The sequence below is a fragment of the Brevundimonas sp. Leaf363 genome (assembly GCF_001424025.1).
Taxonomy (GTDB): Bacteria; Pseudomonadota; Alphaproteobacteria; order Caulobacterales; family Caulobacteraceae; genus Brevundimonas.
On sequence record NZ_LMPZ01000002.1, the window covers coordinates 540,290 to 564,069 of the forward strand.

At 68.8% G+C, this 23,780-nt stretch carries 21 protein-coding genes; 12 read left to right on the forward strand and 9 right to left on the reverse strand.

All coding sequences use genetic code 11. The features are described from left to right. Positions 1-21 precede the first annotated feature (21 nt). Together ASG17_RS05615 and ASG17_RS05620 are read left to right on the forward strand one after the other, a co-directional pair. Complete coding sequence (locus ASG17_RS05615; protein ID WP_056100334.1) at positions 22-1,050, forward strand: DNA adenine methylase; 1,029 nt, start codon at positions 22-24, stop codon at positions 1,048-1,050. 44 nt (positions 1,051-1,094) lie between these two features. After that, positions 1,095-1,319 (forward strand): hypothetical protein, encoded by a 225-nt coding sequence (locus tag ASG17_RS05620; protein WP_156367737.1) that lies wholly within the window; start codon positions 1,095-1,097, stop codon positions 1,317-1,319. 114 nt (positions 1,320-1,433) lie between these two features. Here ASG17_RS05620 and ASG17_RS05625 read toward each other — a convergent pair whose 3' ends face one another. From ASG17_RS05625 to erpA, 3 genes are read right to left on the reverse strand one after another with little or no spacing between them, the layout of a single operon-like run. Beyond that, on the reverse strand, positions 1,434-2,090 hold the full coding sequence (locus ASG17_RS05625) for a ribonuclease HII (protein WP_156367738.1): 657 nt from the start codon (positions 2,088-2,090) through the stop codon (positions 1,434-1,436). Beyond that, complete coding sequence (locus tag ASG17_RS05630; RefSeq protein ID WP_056100340.1) at positions 2,087-2,677, reverse strand: DNA-3-methyladenine glycosylase I; 591 nt, start codon at positions 2,675-2,677, stop codon at positions 2,087-2,089. Before ASG17_RS05630 ends, ASG17_RS05625 begins: the two co-directional genes overlap by 4 nt. A 26-nt stretch (positions 2,678-2,703) precedes the next feature. Further along, a complete protein-coding gene (gene erpA, locus ASG17_RS05635) occupies positions 2,704-3,048 on the reverse strand; it encodes an iron-sulfur cluster insertion protein ErpA (protein WP_255354025.1) in 345 nt (114 codons plus the stop codon). Positions 3,049-3,134: 86 nt separating this feature from the next. Here erpA and ASG17_RS05640 point away from each other — a divergent pair, with 86 nt between their 5' ends. The 6 genes from ASG17_RS05640 to ASG17_RS05665 all read left to right on the forward strand — a co-directional run bounded on the left by ASG17_RS05640 (position 3,135) and on the right by ASG17_RS05665 (position 9,621). Further along, entirely contained in the window at positions 3,135-4,319 is a 1,185-nt protein-coding gene (locus tag ASG17_RS05640) for a deoxyguanosinetriphosphate triphosphohydrolase (protein ID WP_056100343.1), read from the forward strand. Positions 4,320-4,379: 60 nt separating this feature from the next. After that, positions 4,380-5,132 (forward strand): SPOR domain-containing protein, encoded by a 753-nt coding sequence (locus ASG17_RS05645; RefSeq protein WP_056100345.1) that lies wholly within the window; start codon positions 4,380-4,382, stop codon positions 5,130-5,132. Further along, positions 5,129-6,175 carry a beta-N-acetylhexosaminidase gene (nagZ, locus tag ASG17_RS05650; RefSeq protein ID WP_056100347.1) on the forward strand — a complete coding sequence of 349 codons (1,047 nt, stop codon included), beginning with the start codon at positions 5,129-5,131 and terminating at the stop codon, positions 6,173-6,175. The genes ASG17_RS05645 and nagZ overlap by 4 nt, the downstream gene beginning before the upstream one ends. Positions 6,176-6,191: 16 nt before the next feature. Next, complete coding sequence (locus tag ASG17_RS05655) at positions 6,192-7,013, forward strand: ScpA family protein (RefSeq protein WP_056100350.1); 822 nt, start codon at positions 6,192-6,194, stop codon at positions 7,011-7,013. Between the two features lie 136 nt (positions 7,014-7,149). After that, positions 7,150-7,824 (forward strand): SMC-Scp complex subunit ScpB, encoded by a 675-nt coding sequence (scpB, locus tag ASG17_RS05660; RefSeq protein ID WP_056100354.1) that lies wholly within the window; start codon positions 7,150-7,152, stop codon positions 7,822-7,824. 171 nt (positions 7,825-7,995) lie between these two features. Then, positions 7,996-9,621, forward strand: coding sequence for a family 43 glycosylhydrolase (locus ASG17_RS05665; RefSeq protein ID WP_056100356.1), 1,626 nt, complete (start codon positions 7,996-7,998; stop codon positions 9,619-9,621). 72 nt (positions 9,622-9,693) lie between these two features. Here the strand turns inward: ASG17_RS05665 and ASG17_RS05670 are convergent, their stop codons facing one another. From ASG17_RS05670 to ASG17_RS05680, 3 genes are all read right to left on the reverse strand, one after another. After that, positions 9,694-11,046 carry an HlyD family type I secretion periplasmic adaptor subunit gene (locus ASG17_RS05670; RefSeq protein WP_056100359.1) on the reverse strand — a complete coding sequence of 451 codons (1,353 nt, stop codon included), beginning with the start codon at positions 11,044-11,046 and terminating at the stop codon, positions 9,694-9,696. Beyond that, complete coding sequence (locus ASG17_RS05675; protein ID WP_235560366.1) at positions 11,043-12,788, reverse strand: type I secretion system permease/ATPase; 1,746 nt, start codon at positions 12,786-12,788, stop codon at positions 11,043-11,045. Before ASG17_RS05675 ends, ASG17_RS05670 begins: the two co-directional genes overlap by 4 nt. Positions 12,789-12,866: 78 nt before the next feature. Continuing rightward, complete coding sequence (locus ASG17_RS05680; protein WP_056100361.1) at positions 12,867-14,201, reverse strand: mannanase; 1,335 nt, start codon at positions 14,199-14,201, stop codon at positions 12,867-12,869. Positions 14,202-14,343: 142 nt separating this feature from the next. Between ASG17_RS05680 and ASG17_RS05685 the strand changes: the two genes are divergently transcribed. Further along, on the forward strand, positions 14,344-15,237 hold the full coding sequence (locus tag ASG17_RS05685; RefSeq protein WP_056100364.1) for an ROK family protein: 894 nt from the start codon (positions 14,344-14,346) through the stop codon (positions 15,235-15,237). Here the strand turns inward: ASG17_RS05685 and ASG17_RS05690 are convergent. Next, positions 15,234-16,442, reverse strand: coding sequence for an ROK family transcriptional regulator (locus ASG17_RS05690; RefSeq protein ID WP_082496134.1), 1,209 nt, complete (start codon positions 16,440-16,442; stop codon positions 15,234-15,236). The genes ASG17_RS05685 and ASG17_RS05690 overlap by 4 nt on opposite strands. Positions 16,443-16,651: 209 nt before the next feature. On the opposite strand from ASG17_RS05690, the gene ASG17_RS05695 reads away from it, so the two are divergent. Further along, entirely contained in the window at positions 16,652-20,068 is a 3,417-nt protein-coding gene (locus tag ASG17_RS05695; RefSeq protein WP_056100370.1) for a glycoside hydrolase family 2, read from the forward strand. 237 nt (positions 20,069-20,305) lie between these two features. Next, positions 20,306-20,833, forward strand: a complete 528-nt coding sequence (locus tag ASG17_RS05700; RefSeq protein WP_056100373.1) for a porin family protein — start codon at positions 20,306-20,308, stop codon at positions 20,831-20,833. Between the two features lie 73 nt (positions 20,834-20,906). Here ASG17_RS05700 and ASG17_RS05705 read toward each other — a convergent pair whose 3' ends face one another. Then, on the reverse strand, positions 20,907-21,155 hold the full coding sequence (locus tag ASG17_RS05705) for a hypothetical protein (protein WP_056100375.1): 249 nt from the start codon (positions 21,153-21,155) through the stop codon (positions 20,907-20,909). 114 nt (positions 21,156-21,269) lie between these two features. Between ASG17_RS05705 and ASG17_RS05710 the strand changes: the two genes are divergently transcribed. Then, a complete protein-coding gene (locus tag ASG17_RS05710) occupies positions 21,270-22,466 on the forward strand; it encodes a M48 family metallopeptidase (RefSeq protein WP_056100378.1) in 1,197 nt (398 codons plus the stop codon). Positions 22,467-22,603: 137 nt separating this feature from the next. Here the strand turns inward: ASG17_RS05710 and ASG17_RS05715 are convergent, their stop codons facing one another. Next, complete coding sequence (locus ASG17_RS05715) at positions 22,604-23,725, reverse strand: beta-ketoacyl-ACP synthase III (RefSeq protein ID WP_056100380.1); 1,122 nt, start codon at positions 23,723-23,725, stop codon at positions 22,604-22,606. Positions 23,726-23,780 lie beyond the last annotated feature (55 nt).

Here is a 23,780-nt window from a genome sequence, read left to right on the forward strand (position 1 = left end):
TCAGGCGATGAGTCGCCGCCCGTGATCAAATACATCGGCTCGAAGCGCGCGTTGATCGAGCCGATCCTGACGGCCGTGCGCGGCGCCCTGCCGCAGGGCGGCCGGGTCTGCGATCTGTTCTCGGGGACGGCGCGGGTCGGGCGGGCGCTGAAGGCGGATGGCTTCGACGTCTGGTCCAACGACCTGAACGCCTACGCCCATGTGCTGGCCGCCACCTATGTCCAGGCCGACGCCGGGCATTGGCGCGAGCGGGCCGCGCAGGTGATCGCCGAGCTTGCCGATGTAAAGCCCGAGGCCGGGTGGTTCACCCGCACCTTCTGCGAGCAGGCGCGCTACGTCCATCCCGACAACGGCGCCAGGATCGATGCGGTTCGCGAGCGGATCGCGGCGATGGCGCTGGAGCCCGAACTGGAAGCCATCGCCCTGACCAGCCTGATGGAGGCGGCCGACCGGGTCGATTCCACGGCCGGGGTGCAGATGGCCTATATGAAGGCCTGGGCGCCGCGCGCGTTGAAGCCGTTGGCGCTGCGCCTGCCGGACATGCTGCCGGGCACGGGGCGGGCGACGCGGGCCGATGCGGTCGAACTGGCGGCCGAGGTGGAAGCGGATCTGGTCTATCTGGACCCGCCCTACAACCAGCATTCCTACCTCGGGAACTACCACGTCTGGGAGAGCCTGGTGCTGTGGGACAAGCCCGAAACCTACGGCGTCGCCAACAAGCGGGTCGACGTTAAGACCCGCAAGAGCGCCTTCAACCGGCGCGGCGAGATCGGTCCGGCGATGGAGGCGGTCATTCGGGATCTGAAGGCGCCCAACCTGATCGTGTCGTTCAATGACGAGGGCTATCTGAGCCGCGATCAGCTGGTCGACATGCTGTCGGCGCGCGGCCACGTCTCGGTCGTCGAGATCGCGCGGCCCCGATACGTCGGCGCCCGCATCGGGATCCACAATCGGAAGGGCGAAAAGGTCGGCCAGGTGGGGCGGCTGCGAAACGTCGAGCACCTGTTCATCGTCACCGACCGGCGCATCGAGGTGGCCGCCGCGGCCTGACGGGAACGGTCTGCCCGCGATGTCGTTTTGGCGACATGGAAACGATGCGCAACCCCACCGTCCGATCGTTCGACACCGCCCAAACCTTCGGGACCGGCTGGCGAGAGCCGGCCGCGCCCCGCTACCAGCCGACCCCAGTCGCCGACAGTGAGCCGATGCCAAGCCTGATGGAAGAGCTGCGGCGTCTCCCGCGCATTGTCTATGCGGTCGGCGGCGGCGTGTTCGCGGCGATCATGGGCGCCATGCTCGGCGGGGCCATGCACATCTGACACGCTTCCGGGCATCCCGGCGGAAGCCGGGACCCAGTGCTTTGGCCAAGATCGCAATAGCCAGCCGGGTGCGTTTAGCTCTTACTGGATCCCGGCTTCCGCCGGGATGAGCGGTTAGGCTTGTTCCCCCAACAATGCCTTGATCGGCGACCAGGACCGGCGATGCGCCGGGCAGGGGCCATGCTCTTTGAGCGCCGCCGAGTGGATAGGGGCGTTGTACCCCTTGTGGCTGGCGAAGCCGTAGGCGGGATATTCCGCGTCTAGCTCGATCATCAACCGATCTCGCGCCACCTTGGCCAGGATCGACGCCGCCGCGATGGACAGGCTCAGCCCGTCGCCGCCGACGACCGTCTGAACATCGCACGGCAGCTTGAAGCGATAGTTGCCGTCGACCAGGGCCGCCTTCGGCTCGACGCCCATCGCCGCCACCGCGCGGCACATGGCCAGGCCTGTGGCGTGCAGGATGTTCAACTCGGCGATCTCCTCCACCGAAGCGAAGCCGACGCCCCAGGCAACGGCGCGGACCTTGATCTCGATCTCCAGCGCCTCGCGGCGGGCGGCCGTCAGGGCCTTTGAATCGTCGATGCCGGACGGCAGGTCCTCGGCGTTCAGGATCACCGCCCCGGCCGAAACCGGCCCGGCCAACGGGCCCCGCCCGGCCTCGTCCACGCCGCAGACCGGCCCGCCGACCGACCGGATCAGCACCGCCTCCAGCGCCATCGTCGGAAAGGCGCGCGGTGTCTTGGGCTTGGTCGCGCGGGCAGTCGTCATGACCGGCCCATAGCCCGGACCTCTTCGTACCGGAAGCAGCGATCGACGTGGTCGTTCACCATGCCGACAGCCTGCATGAACGCGTAGACGATGACGGGGCCGCAAAAGTTGAAGCCCCGCTTCTTCAGCGCCTTGGCCATCGCGACGGACGCATCGGACTGGGTCGGATAGGGCTCGCCCGCGATCAGCCTTCCATCCACCGGCGCCCCGCCGACAAAGCTCCAGAGCCAGGCCGAGAAGTCCTCGCCGTCGTCCCGCATCTGCAGCCAGATTTGAGCGCCCCGGATCGCGGCGTTGATCTTGGCGCGGGAGCGGATGATGCGCGGGTCTGCCAGCAGCCGCTGAATGTCGGCCTCCCCATAGCGGGCGACGATCTCGGGATCGAAGTCATCGAAGGCGTCGCGGATGCCCTCGCGTTTCCTGAGGATGGTGATCCACGCCAGCCCGGCCTGCATCCCGTCCAGCACCAGCTTTTCCCACAGCGCGCGCGCGTCGTACTCGGGCACGCCCCATTCCTGGTCGTGATAGGCGACGTAGAGGGGATCGGTCCCGCACCAGCGGCAGCGGTGAAGCTGTGATTCGGACATGGACGCAGCATGGCCGCGTCCGGCGATCAGATCGAGAAGCTGACCCCGCAGCCGCAGCTGGACGCCGCGTTCGGGTTGCGCACCACGAACTGGCTGCCCGCCAGCTCATCGACATAATCGACGACCGAGCCCGTCAGGAAAGGCAAGGAGACCGGATCGATCAGGGCCGCCTGACCGTCCGCCTCGATCCGCAGGTCGTCGGCGTCCGCCGTCTCGACCAGTTCGAACCGGTACTGAAAGCCCGAGCAGCCGCCGCCGTCGACGGCGACGCGCAGCATGACCGCGTGGCCCTCGGCGGCCGACAGTTTCGCCAGCCGACGCGCGGCGCCGGCCCCCAGCGCGATCGGCGCGGAAGATGACCGTGTGGCCAGCTCGAAGGAGGGAGATTGGACGGTGCTCACGCCCGCCTATATGAGGCGGCCGGGGTCGTTCGCAAAGGCCCGCGCCGGAAACTGTCTTGACCGCCTCGGATCCAGATCGCGCCTCCTACGCCGAACGGCCCTCGCTGAGCCGGGGACGGCGTGTCCCCGAAGCCGAGAGCCGCACCCGCACCGCCTTCGCCCGCGACCGCGACCGGATCATCCACTCGACCGCCTTCCGCCGCCTGAAGGAGAAGACCCAGGTCTTCGTGGCGCACGAGGGCGACCACTACCGCACCCGGCTGACGCACAGCCTGGAGGTGGCGCAGATCGCGCGCTCCATCGCCCACGCCCTGAGGCTGGACGACGATCTGGCCGAGACCATCGCCCTGGCCCATGACCTGGGGCATCCGCCGTTCGGTCATGCGGGCGAGGACGAGCTGCAGGCCCAGATGACCGCGCACGGCGGCTTCGACCACAACGTCCAGACCTTCCGCGTCGTGACCAAGCTGGAGGTCCGTTACCCGGCCTTCGATGGTCTGAACCTCAGCTGGGAGACGGTCGAGGGCGTCATAAAGCACAACGGTCCGGTGGCTGATCGCCTGGACGAACCGGCATGGCGCGCCATTTCCGACTACGCCGCCGGCTGGGATCTGCGGCTGGGTGAGTTCGCCTCGCTGGAGGCGCAGGTCGCCGCGATCGCCGACGACATCGCCTACAACAACCACGACGTTGACGATGGCGTGCAGTCCGGTCTGCTCAGCCTGGCCGAACTGGATCAGGTGCCGCTGATCGGCCCTGCGCTGCGATCGGTGCGTGACGACTGGCCGTCCATCGACGACCGGATGCTGCGGCTTGAGGCGGTTCGGCGGATGATCGGGATCATGGTCGATGACGTCCTGGCCGAGACGGAGCGGCGCATCGCGGCGGCGGGCGTCGTGACGACCGAGGACGTCCGGCGCGCCGGACGAACGCTGGTTCAGTTCTCGGACGGGATGCTGGCGGACCTGGGCCGGCTGCGGGCCTTCCTGTTCGAGCGGATGTACCGCCACTACCGGGTCAATCGCACTCGCAGCCAGGCGCGGCGCATTCTGGCGGAGATGTTCCAGCTGTTCATGAAGGAGCCGGCCGTCATGCCGCCCGAATGGTCGGCCAAGGCGATGGTGGACGATCCGGATCGCCGCGCCCGGGCGGTGTGCGACTACATCGCCGGCATGACGGACCGTTTCGCCATCGAGGAACACAGAAAGCTGTTCACACTGGACCTGGCGCTGGACCTGTAACGTCCGGGCTGGGGTTACACTCACGGTTCGGCCCGCTGATTCGGCCGAGGGAGCAACGCCATGTCCTTTGACGACGAAGATCGCGGTCGTGACCGGGGGGCCTATACGCCGCCGACCGATGACGATCTGACGTTCCGCCGCTCGGCCTATGACGCCCGTCGCTCGGGCGGCGGCGGCGGGGGCAAGGCGCCGCCGGTGACGCTGATGGTGTCGGCCGGCGTGCTGTTGGCGCTGATCATCGCCGTGGTGGTGTTCTACAATCTCGGACACAAGCGGTCCGAGGACGCGCCCGCCATCGGCCAGCCGGTCGGCGACCTGAAGGTCGATGCGCCGCTGGAAGCCCAGCCCGTCGATCCCTCGCAAGGCGTGCGCGTCTATCGCGATGAAGCCGACCAGATCCCCGAGACACCGACCTTCGCCCCGCCGCCCGAGACGCCGGCGCCGCGCCCGACCGCGCCTACGTCCACCACGCCCCCCGTAACCGCCCCGCCGCGCGCGCCGGCCGCGACCGCTCCGGTCGTCGCACCGCCGCCGGCCAAGACGGACGCCGCTGTCCCGCCGCCGGCGGCGGGGGGATCCGCCTCGGTCCAGATCGGCGCCTTCTCGTCCACCGCCATCGCCGACCGCGAGTTCGCCGCCGTCGCCGGCCGCTTCAGCCAGTACGCCTCGGGCGCCGGCAAGCGGGTGCAGGAGGTGACGGCGTCCAACGGCTCGACCGTTTACCGGACCACCTTCACCGGCCTGAGCCGCGAGCGGGCCGTGGCCTTCTGCAACGCGCTCAAGGCCGCTGGTCGGGACTGCCTGGTCCGGTGACGACCGCCGCGATCCTCGGCTGCGCCGGAACGGTTCTCAGCGCCGACGAGCGGGCCTTCTTCGCGGACGCGCAGCCGTGGGGCTTCATCCTGTTCCGGCGCAACGTCGAGAGCCCCGAGCAGGTGCTGCGCCTGACGTCGGATCTGCGCGACGCGGTCGGTCGGGACGCGCCCATCCTGGTCGATCAGGAGGGCGGCCGGGTCCAGCGGCTGGGTCCGCCGCACTGGCGCAAATATCCGCCGGGCGAGGCCTTCCTGAAGGCGACCAACGACCCGCTGGCGGCGCGCGAACTGGCGCGGTTGGGCGGGCGGCTGATGGCGCATGACCTCAAGGCGGTGGGCATCAACATCGACTGCGCCCCGGTCATCGACGTGCCGACGCCCGGCGCCCACGACATCATCGGCGACCGCGCCTACGCCCAGGATCCGGCGACCGTGGCCCAGATCGGCCGGGCGGTGGCCGAGGGCCTGCTGGCGGGCGGCGTTCTGCCGGTCATCAAGCACATGCCCGGCCACGGCCGCGCCTTCGCCGACAGCCACAAGGAGCTGCCGACCGTCCACGCCGATCTCGACGCGCTGGACGGCTGGGACTTCGCGCCGTTCAAGGCCCTGTCGGACATGCCGATCGGCATGACGGCCCACATCGTCTTCACGGCCGTCGACAAGAAGCGGCCCGCGACGCAGTCGAAGAAGGCCATCAAGCTGGTGCGCGAGCATCTGGGCTTCGGCGGCCTGTTGCTGTCCGACGACCTGTGCATGAACGCCCTGTCGGGGAACCTGACCGAGCGGGCGCAGAAGTCGCTGAAGGCCGGGTGCGATCTGGTCATCCACTGGACCGGCGACCGGGCCGAGATGGAACTGGTCATGGCCGGCGTCGGCAAGCTGAAGGGCGGGGCCAAACGCCGGGCCGACGCGGCCCTGGCCCGCATCGTCCATACGCCGGAGCCGCTGGATCTGGCCGAGGCGCAAGACCGGTTCGACGCCCTGCTGGCAGGTCGGCTGACGGCGGCGCAGGGGCCGGATGTGGGGGAGGCCCAGGCCTGATGGGGATGGCGCCGGCATGACCGAGGCCTTCCAGCCCAATCTGGATTTCACGCCCGTCGATCCGGTCGATGACCGCGACGCCTTCGTGGTCGATCTGGAAGGGTATGAAGGCCCGCTGCACGTCCTTCTGGCGCTGGCGCGGGCGCAGAAGGTGGACCTGCTGAAACTGTCGATCACGCGGCTGGCCGAACAGTATCTGCTGTTCGTGCACGAGGCGCGGCGGCGCAACTTCTCGCTGGCGGCTGACTACCTGGTGATGGCCTCATGGCTGGCCTATCTGAAGTCCCGCCTGCTGCTGCCGCGGGGCGAGAAGGGCAAGGCCGACGAGCCGCCCGCCGAGGTGATGGCTCAGGCCCTGGCCTTCCGCCTGCAGAAGCTGGAGGCCATGCGCAAGGCGGTGGAGGCGATCACCAGCCGGCCGCAGCTAAAGCGCGACGTCTTCACGCGCGGCGACCCCGAGGCGACCGTCATCATCCCGTCGGACCGCATCGACGCCAGCCTCTATGAGCTGATGGCCGCCTATGTGATCCAGCGCCGCCGCGAGGAGGCGCGCCGTTACAATCCGACCCAGCGCATCGAGGCCTTCTCGCTGGAACAGGCGCGCGACTGGCTGCGCGACCGCTTGCCGGCGCTGGAGACCTGGACGCCGCTGGAGCAGGTGGCGCCGATCCCGTCGCAGGAGGACGGTCCGACGCGCGCCAGCTATGTCGCCTCCACCCTGTCGGCCAGCCTGGAGCTGGTGAAGGAGGGCGCGCTGAACGCCCGCCAGGCGGCGGCCTTTGAAGCTGTTTATCTGAAGCGCCGCGATGAAGGCCAGGCGCTGGAGCTGACGCCGTGAGTCGCTACGCTTTCTCCTCCCCACAAGGTGGGGAGGGGGACCACGAAGTGGTGGAGGGGCTGTTCAAGCGCTGCGCCTGTGATCGCCCCTCCACCCTTCGGGTCCCCCTTCCCATCAGGGATGGGGAGGAAAACTGATGTCGAACCTCTCTTTCACACCCGACCACGCCGAGATCGAACGCCGCGTCGAGGCCCTGTTGTTCGCCGCCGCCGGGCCGCTGTCGGTCGAGGAGATCGCGCGCCGCCTGCCCGAGGGGGCGGACGTCTCGGGCGCCATGACGGCCCTGCGTGACCGCTACGCCGGGCGGGGGGTGGAGCTGGAGCAGGTCGCCGACCGCTGGCGTTTCCGCACCGCGCCGGACCTGTCGTTCATGATGACCGAGGAACGCGAGGAGCCGCGCCGCCTTTCCAAGGCCGCGCTCGAGACCCTGGCCATCATCGCCTACCACCAGCCCGTCACCCGCGCCGAGATCGAGAGCGTGCGCGGCGTCTCCCTGTCCAAGGGCACGCTGGACCTGTTGCTGGAGATGGGCTTCGTGCGCCTGCGCGGCCGCCGCCGCACGCCGGGCCGGCCGGTCACCTATGCGACGGCCGACCGGTTCCTGGAGCACTTCAGCCTGGCCAACCTCTACGACCTGCCGGGCCTGTCGGAGATGAAGGCGGCGGGCCTGCTGGACCTGTCCATGCCGGCGGGGTTCGAAGTGCCGGACCCCACGCGCGGCGGGGCCGACGACGAGGACCCGATCGGGCCGGAGGATGCGGACGGCTCGCCGGAGTTCGCGCAGGACTTCGTGGGGGAAGAGGAGCGGTAGGATCCCCTTCAGCTGACCGATGCGAACGTCAGGTCAGGGTCGCAAGCGGACAATCGCGTGCGAGCACTCGGCCTTGGGGAACAGCCACGGACGATGAGTGGCGGTTTCGCTGTAGTCACCAGCTAAGTTTGGCTGCAAGACCCGTAGTCTCGACGGCCCAGGAGACATCAAATGACACTACGTCGTCGGCAGTTCTTCAAGGGCGTTCTGGCGGGCGGCGCGGTACCGCTTCTCGGCGCCGCTCAGGCATCCGCCGCTGCGGAGCCGTGCGAACCCGCCGCCGAACCGACGTGGGGACGCGGCCCTGAAGGCCAGCGGATCGCCGATCTGGGCGACGGGACCTTCCGCAACCCCATCGTCTCGGGCGACCACCCGGACCCGACCATCCTGAAGGATGGCGACACCTATTACATGACCTTCTCCAGCTTCCTGTCCTATCCGGGGCTGGTCATCTGGAAGTCGACCGATCTGGTGAACTGGACCCCCGTCGGGCCGGCGCTGCACAAGCCGCTGGGCGACATCTGGGCCGTCGATCTGTGCAAGCACGACGGGCGGTATTTCATCTACATACCGGCCGATCCGCACCGGACGGGCTGGTCGATCTTCGTCATCTGGGCCGACCGGATCGAGGGGCCGTGGAGCGATCCGATCGACCTGAACATCAACGGCCCGATCGATCCCGGCCACGTCGTGGGCGAGGACGGGCGGCGCTATCTTTTTGTGAACGGCATCCGCAAGATCCGCCTGACCGACGACGGCCTGGCCACGGACGGGGTGCTGGAGCCGGCCTATGAACCGTGGCGTTATCCCGACGACTGGATCGTCGAGAATTTCGCACCCGAGGGCCCCAAGCTGCTGCGCAAGGACGGCTGGTTCTATCTGGTCACGGCGGTGGGCGGCACGGCCGGGCCGGTGACGGGGCATATGGTCATCGCGGCGCGGTCCCGATCGGTGCACGGCCCGTGGGAGCATCACCCGCACAATCCGCTGGTGCGAACCCCGTCGGAGGCCGAGCCCTGGTGGTCGAAGGGACACGCGACCCTGGTCGAGGGGCCGGCGGGCGACTGGTGGATGGTCTATCACGGCTATGAGAACGGGTTCCGCACGCTGGGCCGCCAGACCCTGCTGGAGCCGATCGAGTGGACCGACGACGGCTGGTTCCGGGCGACCGGCGGCGACCTGTCACGGCCGCTGGCTAAGCCGCGCGGCGGCCGCGCCGGGCCATCGGGGCGGGCGCTGTCGGACGACTTCTCGGCTGACCGCATGGGCGGGCAGTGGGCCTTCCACGACCCGAAGCCGGAGGATGCCGACCGGCTGCGGCGCGGGGACGGCGGCCTGACCATCGCCGGGCGCGGAGCGTCACCGGCCGACAGCCCGCCGCTGACGTGCGGGGTCGGCGACCGGGCCTATGAGGCCGAGGTGTCGATCACCCTGGACGGCGACGCCGAGGGCGGCCTGCTGCTGTTCTACAACCCCAAGGCCTTCGTCGGCATGGGCTTCACGGCCCAGAGCTTGAAGCATTTCCGCTATTCGGAAGAACAGACCTGGATGCGGTCGCCCCAGACGGCGCGGACGCTGCGGCTGAAGGTCACCAACGACCGCAACATCATCACCTTCGCCCGGTCGCGCGACAACGGCCGCACCTGGAGCCGCCAGGAATTCCGCGCCGAGGTATCAGGGCTCAACCACAACGTCTTCGGCGGCTTCCTGAGCTTGAAGGTGGGGCTGTATTCGGCGGGGGACGGTGCGGTGAAGTTCAGCGATTTCAAGTATCGGGCGCTCGTGCCGGCGATCTGAGATCGGGTGCGCCGTCGAACGTCCAACGAGGTTCTTATCGACGGACAAGGCCATCGCCCCGGCCGTGTGCCCCTAAGCCTCGCGCCCCGACTTCCACAGGGTGTGGGTCAGCGGTTCGATCAGGTAGCTGAGCGCGGTGCGCTTGCGGGTCGGGACGACCACCTCGACCTCCAGGCCCGGCTGCAGGGGGCGGGTGACGCCGCCGTCGCGCAGGCGTTGGAGCTCGCTGGCCGGGACCGAGACCTGGGCGCGGAAGAAGCTGCGGCCCGACTGTTCGTCGGTGAAGGCGTCGGGCGACACCTTTTCCAGCTTGCCGTGGAGGATCGGCAGGGCGCGTTCGTGGAAGGCGGCGAAGCGGATCTGGGTGGGCTGGCCGACCGCCAGATCGTCGGCGTCGTTGGGCGAGACGCGGGCGTCGATGACCAGGCGGGCGTCATCCGGCACGATCTCCATCAGGGTCTGGGCGCCCTGGATGACGCCGCCGACCGTGAAGGTGCTGAGGCCGATGACGCGGCCGGTGGCGGGGGCGCGGACCTGGGCGCGGGCGATTTCGTCGCGGGTGGCGGCCAGGCGGGGTTGCAGCTCGTTCAGCGACACCTCGATCTGGCGCAACTGGTCGGCGACCTCCTCGCCCAGCGTGGTGTCCACGCCGTTCATCTGCAGGCGGGTCTCGCCGATGGCCTCGCCTGCGGCGGCGATCTGGGCCCGCAACTGACCCTCCGTCCCGTCCAGATCGGCGGCGGCGCGTTCCAGCGCCCGCACGCGGGTGACCGGGGCGTAACCGCGCTCGGCCAGCGAACGGGTGCCGGCCAGCTCCTCGCTGATCAGGCGGGCCTGCTCGCGGTTGCTGTCGATCTGACGCTGGTAGCCCTCGATCTGGTCGGTCAGCTGGGCGACGCGCTGGTTGAGCACGCCGGTCTGGGTCGAGCGACCCGAGCCGCGCGCGCGGAACTGCAGCTGCTGCAGGCGCACGGCCTCGTCGGCCAGCCGCTTGTCATCGCCCTGGAGGCTGAAGAACTCGGCCGGCGGGGTGAAGACGCTGCGGCCCTCGCGCTCGGCGATCAGGCGGGCGCGCTGGGCCTGTAGGCTGAAGACCTGGGCGGCGAGGCCGCGTTCGGTGGCGCGCAGATCGGGCCCGGCGATCTCGACCAGCACTTGTCCGGCCACGACGTGGTCGCCCTCGGAGACGTGCAGGGCGCTGACGATGCCGCCATCGCGGTGTTGAACCGCCTGGCGGCTGCCCGAGACGACGATCTTGCCCGGCGCATAGGCCCCGGCGTCCAGCGGCACGAAGGCGGCCCAGCCGAGGAACAGCACGAAGAAGGCGAAGGCGACGGCGCCGCCGATGATGATCTCCGGGCGCGGATTGTCGGCCAGCAGGCCTGTGCGCGTCGGGGCGGGCAGGGGTTCGGACGCGGTGGTCATTGCACGCTCGCGATGCGCGGACCGGGCTTGGGATTGAGACGCGACAACACGTCCTCGCGCGACCCCTGCATCTCCACCTGGCCGTTCTTCATCAGCAGCAGGCGGTGCGCGACCTGGAGGAAGCCGGCCCGGTGAGCGACGACGACGACCGCGGCGCCGCGCTCAGCCGCCGCGACCACGGCCTGCGCCAGCGCCTGCTCGCCCTCCTGATCCAGCGCCGAGTTGGGCTCGTCGAGAACCAGCAAGGCGGGCTCGCCATAAAGGGCGCGGGCCAGGGCGATACGCTGGGTCTGGCCCGCCGAAAGGCCAGAGCCGTCCGCGTTCAGCATTGTGTCGTAACCCTGCGGCAGACGCAGGATCAGCTCGTGCACGCCGGCCGCCTGCGCCGCGGCGACGGCGGCGGCGTCAATCTCGACCGGGGATAGTTTCTGGTCGCCGCCGAAGCGGGCGATGTTGTCCTTGATCGTGCCGGCGAACAGGACGGGCTGTTGCGGCAGATAGCCGACGTGGCTCGCCAGCCGGTCGCTGTCCCAGGCCTGATAGTCGGCGCCATCCAGCCGCACGACGCCCAGACCGGGCCGTAGTGCGCCGGATATGACGCGCGACAAGGTGGTCTTGCCCGAGCCGCTGGGGCCGATGATCCCCAGGATCTGGCCGGGTTCGAGCCGGGTGGATATCGACTTCAGCTGTGGCTCGGCGCCTTCGGCGAAGCGGACGCTGACGTTCTCGACCTCGATCCGCCCCATGGGCCGGGGCAGTTCTGTGCGGTCGTGTTGGGGGTCGGGGACCCCGGCGAACAGGGCGACCAGATTGGTCCAGGCGGTGCGGCCCTGGATCAGGTTGGGCCAGCCGCCCACGATCTGTTCAATCGGGGCGACGGTGCGGCTCAGCAAGACCGACGACGCGATGATGGCGCCGGCCGAAATCTCGCCCTTCACGGCCAGGAAGGCGCCGAGGCCCAGAGCCAGAGACTGCATGGCCAGGCGGGCGAACTTGATGGCGCCGCTGAAGCCGCCGCCCGAGAACTGGGCCTGGGCCTGGGCCACCGTGGCGGTCTCCCGCTCGGCCAGCTGGCGGCCGATCATGGCGCGCTGCATGCCCAGGGCGCGCACGGTCTCGGCGTGGCTGCCAAGCGTCTCCTGCGCGGCGTAGGCGGCCGAAGCGGCCTTCAGCGAGGCCTGCAGTTTGGGCCGGGTCGCCTTCTCGTTGGCCACGGCCAACGCCAGCAGAATGCCCGCGCCGGCCAGCGACAACAGGCCGATCAGCGGATGCAGCAGGAAGCAGACCGCCAGGTAGACGACGGTCCACGGCAAGTCGAAGGCGGCGCTGACGCCTGGGCCGCTGAGGGCCGCGCGCACGCTGTCCAGGTTGCGCATCGCCTCGCCGGCATGGCCGCGCCCACGGCCGGATCCCACGACGCGGCTGAGCACCGCCCCGGCCAGCAGGCGATCCAGCCGCAGTCCGGCGCGGTACAGCAATCTGGTGCGCAGCGAGTCCAGCGCCGTCAGCGTCGCCAGCGCGAATAGGACGATGACGGTCAGGAGCGCCAGGGTCGTCAGCCCGCCTGTCGGCACGACGCGGTTGTAGACCTGCATCATGTACAGCGTGGGCGTCAGGTAGAGGATGTTGACGAGGGCGCTGAAGACGCCCGCGACGACGAAGTGGCGCTTGCACGCCGCCACAGCCTCGGTGAGGGCCGGCGCGCCCGACGCATCGGGCAACAGCCGCTGGCCGTTGTTCAACCTGGGGTTTGACGCTCTCACAAGGCGCTTTCTAGCAGACCCGGAAACGCTCCGCATCCATCCCTTAGCGGCTGGCGGTTAAAGCCCGGTCAGCGTCGCCGCGTGCTGGCGGACCAGAGCCAGGGTGGTCGCATCGCTGTCGAACACGCCGTACCAGCCCTGCGGTTCGTGCGGGGGGTCGCCCAGGAAGGCGGTGTCGCCGCTGTGGAAGCGCCAGTCGGCGTGTCTGGCGCGGCCCTCGCCGTTCCAGGCCCAGAAGTTGGACCCCTGCAGCGGCCCGCCCTCGCGGATGCTCTTCTCCACGGCGGCGAAGATCAGGCGGTAGTAGCGGTCGCGGTAGACGGTGGTGGCGGAGGGCGCATAGCCGACGTCGCGCGGATAACCGAACTCCTCGATCACCAGCGGCTTGGCGATCTGGCGGGCGATGGTCAGGTGGCGGTCGATATAATCCTGCACCTGGGCCTCGCCGGCTGCGGCGGTGCCGGCCAGGTCATCGTCGTCCACCCAGCTCCAGTTCAGCGGCCAGATGTGGATGGTCAGATAGTCGATCTGCGGGATCGAGTGTTCGGCGACGACGCAGGCGGCCTGTTCGAGACAGCCCTTCAGACCCTCGCTGCCGGTCGAGACCAGTTGCCTGGGCGCCAGCGACTTGATTAGGACCGCCGTGTCGCGAACCCAGGCGTAGAAGTTCGGCAGGTTGGGCTCGCCCACGGCGGCCGAGCCGCCCGGGCGCGGCTCGTTGGCCAGCTGCCAGCTCATGATCGTGGGATCGTCGGCGTAACGCACGCCGGTGACGGTGTTGGTCCGGCCGACCACGGCGCGGATGTAGTCGTGATAGAGCCGGATGGCCTCGCCCGACTGGTAGAACTGGGCGTTGAAATCGGCGAAGGCGGGCCAGGGATGGGCCGGGTCGTTCATGTTGATGTATTGGCCGCCGTTGGTCCAATACAGGTAGGTCATCATCCCGCCCGACCACTCCCAGAAGTTGGTCAGATAGACGACGGCGGTCATGTCGCGCCGAGCCATCTCGGCCAGGGTGACGTCCAGGCCCTTGAGCAGGCTTTCGTTGTATTCGGCGGAGTGGTCGCGGAAGGCCGGCTTGACCGAGTTGGTCAGCGGCGAATCCTCGCCCGAGCCGGCCAGGCGGATGTTCTTGATGCCGGCGGCCTGCATCCGGTCCAGTTCGCGGGTCAGGCGGCCTCGGTCGCCGAAGGCGCCATCCGAGCCGATCCAGGCCGCGTACCACATGTTGGTGCCGACGTAGTGATAAGGCGCGCCGTTCCGCCTGAAGCCCATGCCGTCGACGCTGACGAATGCGTCCGACCCGGTCGATGCGGAGCCGGGGACGCTGGCGCAGGCCGTCGCCGTCAAAGCGGCGACGCCCATCAGAAGGTGGCGGCGGTCGAGCATCATGGCGTCCTCCCGACGATTCAGCGTCGTCTAGGAATGAGTCCTAGCGGGCCGCGACCGTCGCCGTAAAGGCGGGTTCGGCTTGACCTTTGTCGCAGGGGTCGGCACCCCTGCCGCATCGCCTCCCGAGAGAACTGAAGCGTCAATGAGCACCACGGACGAGCGCGCACGCATTGCGGGGGTCGAGCTGGGCGGGACCAAATGCGTCTGCGTCCTGGCTGATGGGGAGGGCGTGATCCTCAAGCAGGCGCGGGTCGACACGACCACGCCGGAAGAGACTCTGTCGGGCGTCGAGGCCATCCTGGACGGCTGGCGGGCGGACGACGGATTCAGCGCGCTGGGGATCGCATCGTTCGGCCCGTTGGACCTCGATCCGGCCTCGCCCGCCTGGGGCTCGATCCCGGCGACGACCAAGCCTCACTGGAGCGGCGCCGACGTGGCGAAGCGCCTGACCGGTCGCTATGGCGTGCCCTATGCGTTCGACACCGACGTCAACGGCGCAGCCTTCGCGGAGGGCCGGTGGGGTGCGGCTCAGGGTCTGAACGACTTCGCCTATGTCACCGTCGGCACCGGCGTCGGCGTCGGCCTGATCGCCAACGGCAAGGCGATGCGCGGCTTTGGTCATTGTGAACTGGGCCACATGCGTGTGCAGCGGTTGGATGGCGATGACTGGCCTGGCTGGTGCGTCTTCCACGGCGGCTGCGTCGAGGGACTGGCCTCGGGATCGGCCATCCGGGCGCGGCTGGGACGCGAGGACATCAGTAGTCTGACGGCCGACGATCCGGTCTGGGCCAATGTCGCCCATACCCTGGCGCAACTGGCGCACACCCTGTGCCTCACCGCCGCGCCGCGCCGCATCCTGATCGGCGGTGGCGTCGTGACCGGGCAGCCGCATCTGCTGCCGCTGATCGAGACCAAGCTGCGCGAGAGCCTGAACGGCTATCTGGTTCTGCCGGACGAGACGATCGTGCGTGCGCCGGGCCTGGGCGACCGCGCCGGGCCGCTGGGGCCCGTGGCGATGGCGCTGGACCAGCTTTAGGCCGCGTCGGCCGCTGCTTCGGCCTCAGGCTCGGCCCACAGCGCGGTGCCGCGTGGCAGCAGGAAGTGGCTGAGCGGCAGGATGGCGGCGCCGACGGCCGGCGCGTCTTCCGCCAGGGCGGCGCAGCGCACCGGTGCGATCACCGGAGCGGACGTGGCCCGCTCGCGCAACAGGGCGTTCAGCCGGTTGGCCAGCCGATCCACCGCCGCGACCGGCAGCCGCCCGCCGATCAGCACCGCCGCCGGATTGATCAGGCAGTTCACTGCGGTCAGCGGGTCGATCAGTCGTTCCGCCGCCGCGTCCAGCCACGTCGCGACGGCCGGATGGATCGGCCCTTCGGCGCTCATGCACTCCGTCAGCGTCAGCCCCTCGGCCTTCAGCGCCTCGCTGAGGCCGGACAGGGACACGAAGGTCTGGATTTGCTCGCGGCCGCCGCCGGGCGTCTCGCCCATCATGAACCCGAGCTCGCCGCTGCGCCCCTGCGCGCCCCTGCGGTAGGCGCCGTCGATGACCAGCCCGCCGCCCAGCGCCCATGAGATCAGGATGTAGAAGAAGCTGGAATAGCGCTGGCCGTGGCCCAACTGCACCTCGCCTGTGGCGGCCGCGGCGGCGTCGTTCTCGGTGAAGGTCGGCAGGTCGTAGGGCGCCTTGAACAGGCTCGTTACGTCCAGCCCATGCCACTGGGCGTAGTCGGCCGGACGGCCCGGCAGATCGACCAGGCCGAGGTCGTCGGGGGCGGCGACGCCCACGCCCAGCAACTGATCCGCCTTGACCCCCGCCTCCTGCAACAGCAGCGGCGCGCAATGTTGATAGAAGGCGCGCACGTCGTCCGGCAGGGCGAAAGCGATCTCCTTCGTCGCCCGGGCGCGCGTCTTGCCCAGGAAATCGACGACCACGACGGTGATGTGGTCCCGGTCGATGTTCACGCCCAAGCAGAAGCAGGCGTCCGCATTGATCGTCAGGTCGGTCGGCGGCTGGCCGCGTCCGCCGCGCCGCTGGCCTGCCTCCTCGATCATGCCATCGGCCAGCAAACGGCGCGAGATGTTGGCGATCGTCGGTGTCGTGAGGCCGGTGATCTTGGCCAGCTCGACGCGCGTCAGCGAGCCGTTGACGCGAATGGCGTGCAGGGTGATGCGCTGATTGTGATCGGCCGCGCGCACCAGATTGGTGCCGGACAGGCGGATGCCAGCTCGTGGCGGACCCATGAACGCGTGAACTCCTGCGGCGAGGGCCAGCCCCCCAAGCCGCGACGTTCTTTCGATAACGCCCTGTTACAACCAAGGGAAGCGTTTCCAGCGACCAAAAGGCGCAGCAGTCCTATTTCGGATTTCAATTTGTTGATTAGCTGAGCCGCAGCGCTAGGCTAGTCTCAAGTGTTGGACTGGCGCGCAGACGCCGGGCGGGAGGACGAACGATGCGTTGGCTTCATGGAGCGGCAGCCCTGGTGCTTGCCTTTGCGGCGTCGCAGGCGGAGGCCGGCGTGCCCGAGCAGGGTGGCCCGTATAACGTCAGCGTGCTGGCGGGCGGCGTAGGCGTCGAGCGTGACCTGAACGCGCCGGCCCTGATGGCCGAGGGGTCCAGCTTCAGCTTCAGCGCCTGGGTCCGGCCTGAGCTGGCGCAGGGCGGCACGGTCACGCTGCTGGCGTTGGGCGCGGCGGGGGCGAACTGCCGCTGTCTCGTGCTGACCGACGGCCGTCTGGGATATCAGTCAGGCGGCCAGACCCTGACCACGCGCGAGCGGATCGCGCCGGGGCAGTGGACCCATGTCGCTGTGTCCTCCGAGGGGGATCAAGCGACCCTCTACGTCAACGGTCGCCGCGTGGCGCGCGGACGTGTCGCGGCGGTCGCGACCTCGGCGAAGATCGGCGTGGCCCCGGTGGTGGGGGCGGGGGAGAGCCTGCGTCACTTCGGCGGTCAGATGGCCGAGGCGACCCTGCACGACACGGCGCTGGATGGCGCCGCCGTCACTGCCTTGGCCGGTGATCGGCCGAACTTCGACGTCGTCCATTTCTGGCGCGTGAACCAGGGCTGGGAATGGCAGAACCGCGCCAACACCGGCTACTTCCGCCCGCAGGACCCCTGGACCCTGCCGCAGGCGCGCGGCGAGGGCACGGCGCCGGTCGCCACGCCCGTCGCGGCCCGCCCCGTGCTGGAAGCCGGCGAACCTGGCCGCTGGACGATCAACGGCTGGACCCTGGCCGCCGCGCCCGAAGTGACGGCCGACGGCGCCGCCCTGTCGCAGCCGGGCTCGCCCGCCGGGACGTGGCGCCCCGCCACCGTTCCGGGCACCGTCCTGACCACCCTGGTCGACCGGGGCGTCTATCCCGACCCCTATTACGGCCTGAACAACCTCGAGATCCCCGAAAGCCTGGCGCGTCAGGATTACTGGTATCGCACCAGCTTCACCGCCCCGTCCGAGGCCGCCGGGCGTCGACACACCCTGGTGCTCAATGGCGTGAATTACGCCTCCGAGGTCTGGTTAAACGGCGAAAAGGTCGGCTCGACGCGCGGCGCCTTCGTGCGCGGCCAGTTCGAGGTGACGCTGAAGCCGGGCGAGAACGTCGTGGCCATCCAGGTCTCGCCGCCGCCGCACCCCGGCACCCCGCACGAACAGTCGATCCGTGGCGGCGTGGGCGAGAACGGCGGCCAGCTGGCCATCGACGGCCCGACCTTCGTAGCCACCGAGGGCTGGGACTGGATCCCCGGCATCCGCGACCGCAACACCGGCCTGTGGCAGAATGTCGAGCTGGTCACGCACGGCGATGTCCGTGTCGTCGATCCGCAGGTCATCACCGACCTGCCCCTGCCGCGCACCGACAGCGCCGACGTGCACATCAATGTCCCGGTCGAGAACGAGGCCGACGGGCCGCGCACCGTCACCGTCCGCGCCGCTTTCGACGACGTGGTGGTCGAGAAGACCGTCACCGCCCCGCCGGGACGCTCGGTCGTCGCCTTCGCCCCGTCCGAGTTCGCGGCCCTGCGTGTCGCCAACCCGCGCCTGTGGTGGCCGAACGGGTACGGCGATCCGGTGCTCCACGACCTGACCGTCACCGCCATCGTGGACGGCCAGACCTCGGACACGGCGACCAGCCGCTTCGGCATCCGCGAGGTCAGCTACGACCTGTCGCTGTTCGCCGCTGACGGCGAGCTGCGCCGCGTCAACGTCCAGACGACTGACGGCGGTCTGGCGGGCCAGCGGCTGATCGACGTGACGCACGAGGGGATAAAGCAGTCGCCGCGTGGCTGGGCGGAATCGCTGACGCCCGCCGGCGAGGCCTCAGCCGCCGTTGTCGCCATCGACGAGACCCTGCCGGAGCCTCACCTGACCATCCGCGTCAACGGCGTGCGCATCGCCGCGCGCGGCGGCAACTGGGGCATGGACGACGCCATGAAGCGCGTCAGCCGCGAGCGTCTGGAGCCTTATTTCCGGCTCCAGCGCGACGGCCACATGAACGTCATCCGCAACTGGATGGGCAACAACTATCAGGACAGCTTCCTCGACCTCGCGGACGAGTACGGCATGATGATCCTGAGCGATTTCTGGCAGTCGACGCAGAACTTCCAGGTCGAGCCGCAGGATCCGCAGCTGTTCCTGGACAACGCCCGCGACACGGTTGCCCGCTATCGCAACCACCCCTCGATCATCCTCTGGTTTGGCCGCAACGAGGGCGTGCCCTATCCGATGCTCAACGAGGGTCTGGACGATGTGGTCGCCGAGCTGGACGGCACCCGCTGGTTCACCGGCAGTTCGAACAGCATCAACCTGCAGGGCTCCGGCCCGTACAACTACCGCCCGCCCGTGGGCTATTTCACCGACCTGGCGACGGGCTTTTCGGTCGAGACCGGCACGCCGTCGCTGTCCACGCTGGAGTCGATCCAAAGCTATGTTCCGGCCGAGGACCTGTGGCCGCTGTCGGACACCCTAGCCTATCACGACTGGCATTTCGCCGGGAACGGCGACACGGCCACCTTCATGGCGGCGCTGGACACCATGTTCGGCGCGGCGACCAGCTTCGAGGACTTCGAGCGCAAGGCGCAGATGATGAACCTCGAGACCCACAAGGCCATGTACGAGGGCTTCCTGGGTCACCTGTGGACCAAGAACAGCGGCCGGCTGCTCTGGATGACGCATCCGGCGTGGCCGTCGAACGCCTGGCAGATCTATAGCTGGGACTACGACACCTCGGCCGCCTATTACGGTTCGCGCACGGCGACGGAGCCGCTGCACGTTCAGATGAACCTGCCGGACAACGGCGTGGTGGTGCTGAACACCACGCGAGACGACCGGTCGGGCCTGTCGGTGAAGACGCGGATCGTCAGCCTGGACAACCGCGAGCTCTTCACCCGCACCGACGCGGTCGACGCCCTGTCGAACCGGGTGACGACGGTGGGCGACACCCCGCTGGCGTCGATCCTGGAGACTGAGCGCGCGGCGCTGGTGGTGCTGCAACTGGTGGACGGGGAGGGCCGGGTGCTGTCCGACAACCGCTACTGGCGCGGCGCGACCCCTGCCGACTATCGCCGCCTGAACGATTTGCCGGCCCAGCCGGTCACGGTCAGCCTGAGCGCGGCGCGCGTCGACGGTGATGAGCGCATGGTGACGGCCGAGCTGGCCAACACCGGCGCGGCGCCTTCGTTGAACCTGAAGCTGACGCTGGTGGACGGCGAGGGGCGGCGCATCCTGCCGGCCTACTATGCTGACAACTATGTCACGCTGCTGCCGGGCGAGAGCCGCCGGATCGACATCCGTTATCCGGCGACGGCGACGGGCGCCCCGTCGGTAAGGTTGCGCGGCTGGAACGCCGTGGCGGCCCAGGCGACGGCGAACTGACGCGTTCAACCGGCCGTCGCCCGCATGGATTGCGACGGCCGGTTCGCCTTCAAATAGTCGCTACGCGAACCACCGGTTTGTTCCCCAGCGAACACGGTGTGTGGCTGTGATTCCACAGTGTCAGGATCGCAACGAAACGGTCTAGGAACGGCCCATTACTCCGCCCATTTGAGCCCCTGCTGGATGGGGCACGGCGACGAACTCCCCTTCGTCGCCACATCTAGGAGTGATAAGAAAATGCGTACTCTCATTCTCGCTGCTGTCGCCGCCACTGCCTTCGCGGCGCCCGCCATGGCTCAAACCGTCTCGTCCCCACAGTGGTACGGCACGCTGGGCTATGGCCAGGTCGATGACGACTTCGCCGACCTCGGCACGGTGACCGGCCGTATCGGCGCGCGCTTCACGCCGTACCTGGGCGCCGAGGCGGAAACCTCGTTCGGCGTCGCGGACGACAAGAAGGACTTCGGCGCCGTCAACGGTGTGGTTCGTCACCGCTATGACGCGGCCGCCTATGCCGTCGCCACCCTACCGGTCGCGCAAAACTGGTCGATGTTCGGCCGCGTCGGCTATGGCGTTACCGAGCTGCAGAGCGAAGCGGCCGGCGTGCAGAGCTCGGACCACCAGACCAGCGTCAACTACGGCGCCGGCGTGAACTATGACTTCGACGCCCAGAACGGCGTGCGGGCTGACTTCACGCGCCGCGACTACACCGACGATGCGGGCAAGGCCGATGTCTATTCGGTCAGCTACGTCCGTCGCTTCTAGGGACAGACGACCATCCCGGGCTTTGGTCCGGGGGTGCGGGGGGCGCGCTGGCGACAGCGCGCCTCTTCCAGTTTCAGGCGTGGCCCGCCAGGGCCCAGCGCTGCGATCCCTCGCCGAACGGCCGAACGAACAGGTCGCGATAGTGCTCGAGGGCCTCGACGATCATGCGCGGCAGATCGTTGACCGTCTCGCCTCGCTGGCGATGCATGGCGGCGACGCAGTCGACAACCACGGTCTGGTGCGCGGAGCCGCCCATTCGGGTCAGCACCTCGGTCACGTCCCGCACCAGTTGATCCCAGAAGTTCGGCTTGGTCTGAGCCATTCGGGCGTCCCCTTGTTCTCGACGTCTTATGGGGTTGCAAACTTGGGCCCGCGGCGCAAGCGTGGCCGCAGATAATGTGAACGCGGCAGGCGGCCGCGGCTGGGGAAAATTGTCATGGCGATCGATCCGGCGGCCGAGACCGCGCGTTGGCTGGCGACCCTGTCGCCCGAGGATACCGCGCGAGCGGTGGCCTACACCCACGGCGGCCACTGGCTGATCATAGGCTCGCTGATCGTCTCCATTCTGATCGGCTGGATCATCATTAAGACCAACTGGCTGGGGGCCGCGCGCGACTGGGTCGAGCGGAAAAAGCGGCGACCCAAGCTGGCCAGCTTCGTCGTGGCGCTGGTCTATGGCGTCATGAGCTTCGTGCTGAACCTGCCGTGGTCGGCCTATGCGTCCTGGTACCGCGAGAAGCACTACGGCCTGACGCAGCAGGCGTTCGGCGGCTGGCTGACCGAGGACCTGATCGGGGCGGCGATCTCGGTGGTGGTGTCGGCCCTGCTGCTGATCGCCATCTATGCCCTGATCCGGCGGGCGCGGCGCTGGTGGTGGGCGTGGGCGGCGGCGGTGACGGCGGTGTTCGTCATCCTGGGCCTGGTCGTCTCGCCGATCCTGATCGAGCCGATCTTCAACACCTACACTCCGGCGCCGAACGGCCCGGTCCGCGATGCGGTGGTCAAGCTGGCCGAGGAGACCGGCACGCCGTCCGACAAGATCTACATCTTCAACGGCTCGAAGCAGTCGGACCGCTACACCGCCAATGTCTCGGGCCTGTTCGGCTCGGCGCGCGTGGCGATGAGCGACGTGATGTTCCAAAAGGGCGCCGATTTGGCCGAGGTGCGCGGCGTCGTCGGCCACGAGATGGGCCACTATGTGCGCGGCCATATCCTGTGGCTTGTCGGCATGATGATCGTCATCGCCACGGCCGGCTTCTGGCTGACCGACCGTCTCTATCCGCTGGCGCGGCGGTGGCTGGGCGCGAACAAGGTGGGCGACATCGCCGACCCGGCCGGCCTGCCGGTGCTGAGCGTGGTGCTGGCGGTGCTGGGCGTGCTGGCGACGCCGGTCTTCTCGAGCATGACGCGGATCACCGAGGCCGACGCCGACCACTTCTCCCTGGTCCACGCCAATGAGCCGGACGGGCTGTCAAAGGCGCTGATCAAGACAGCCGAATACCGTGCGCCCAGCCCCTCGGCGATCGAGGAGTTCATCTTCTACGACCACCCCAGCGTCGGAAACCGCATCCGCAAGGCGATGGAATGGAAGGCGGCGCATCCGCCGGAAACGCCCGGGACGCCCGCGCCGTAGCAATCTCCGCCTCCTGGGCGGAGACAGCGAGCGCAGCGAGCAGAGGCGGGCAAGTTGTCCTGCCTCGACCTTTCGGGCCCGCCTCTGGCGCCTTGCGGCGCCTGTCTCCGCCCAGGGGGCGGAGAGCGATGCCTGCGCTACGCGCGCTTCTTCACGAACACCGTGCCCGCTGAGTAACCCGCGCCGAAGCTGCAGATCAGGCCGACGTCGCCGCGCTCGAAGCCGTCGTGGTGCAGGTGGAAGGCGATGATGGAGCCGGCCGAGGAGGTGTTGGCGTAGTCGTCCAGGATGATGATGTTCTCGCCCGGTTCGGGGTCGCGGCCCAGCACCTTGCGGCCGATCATCTCGTTCATGTTGATGTTGGCCTGGTGCAGCCACAGACGCTTGAGGCCCTGCGGGTCCAGGCCCAGGTCTCCGGCGTGGTCGACGATCATGTCCGAGACCATCGGCACTACATCCTTGAAGACCTTACGACCCTGCTGGACGAACAGCTTGTCCGACTTGCCGATGCCCTCCGGCGCGGCGTTGTTCAGGAAGCCGAAGTTGTTGCGGATGTTGTTCGAGAACACCGTCTTCAGCCGCGTGCCCAGTACGTCCCAGCCGCCGGGGCCGGCGGTGTCGGAAGACTCCACGATCACGGCGGTGGCGACGTCGCCGAAGATGAAGTGGCTGTCGCGGTCCTTGAAGTTCAGGTGGGCCGAGCAGACCTCCGGATTGACCATCAGCACCGCCTTGACCGAGCCGGAGGCGATGAAGTCGGCGGCGGTTTTGATGCCGAATGTGGCGCTGGAGCACGCCACGTTCATGTCGAAGGCGAAGCCATCGATGCCCAGCGCCTGCTGCACCTCGATCGCCATGGCCGGATAGGCGCGCTGCATGTTCGACGCGGCGCACAGGACGGCGCCGATCTCCGAGACCGGTTTGCCCCAGGCGGCGATGGCCTCGCGCGCGGCCTTCACGGCCATCTCGGCCAGGATCGACAGCTCGTCGTTGGAGCGTTCGGGCAGGTTGGGCGCCATCCGCCTGGGATCCAGCACGCCGGCCTTGTCGAGGACGAAGCGGCTCTTGATGCCCGAGGCCTTCTCGATGAAGGCGGCCGAGGACGGCGTCTTGGCCTCCAGCTCGCCCTCGGCGATGGCGCGGGCGTTGTCGGCGTTCCACTGTTCGGCCCAGGCGTCGTAGGCGGCGACCAGCTCCTCGTTGGAGATCGACTGTTCGGGGGTGAACAAACCGGTGGCGGCGATAACAGCGTTTGGCACTGGTTTGTTTTCCTATCGCTCGGCCCGCGGGGCCTCGCTGCTTGAGGAAGGTCTG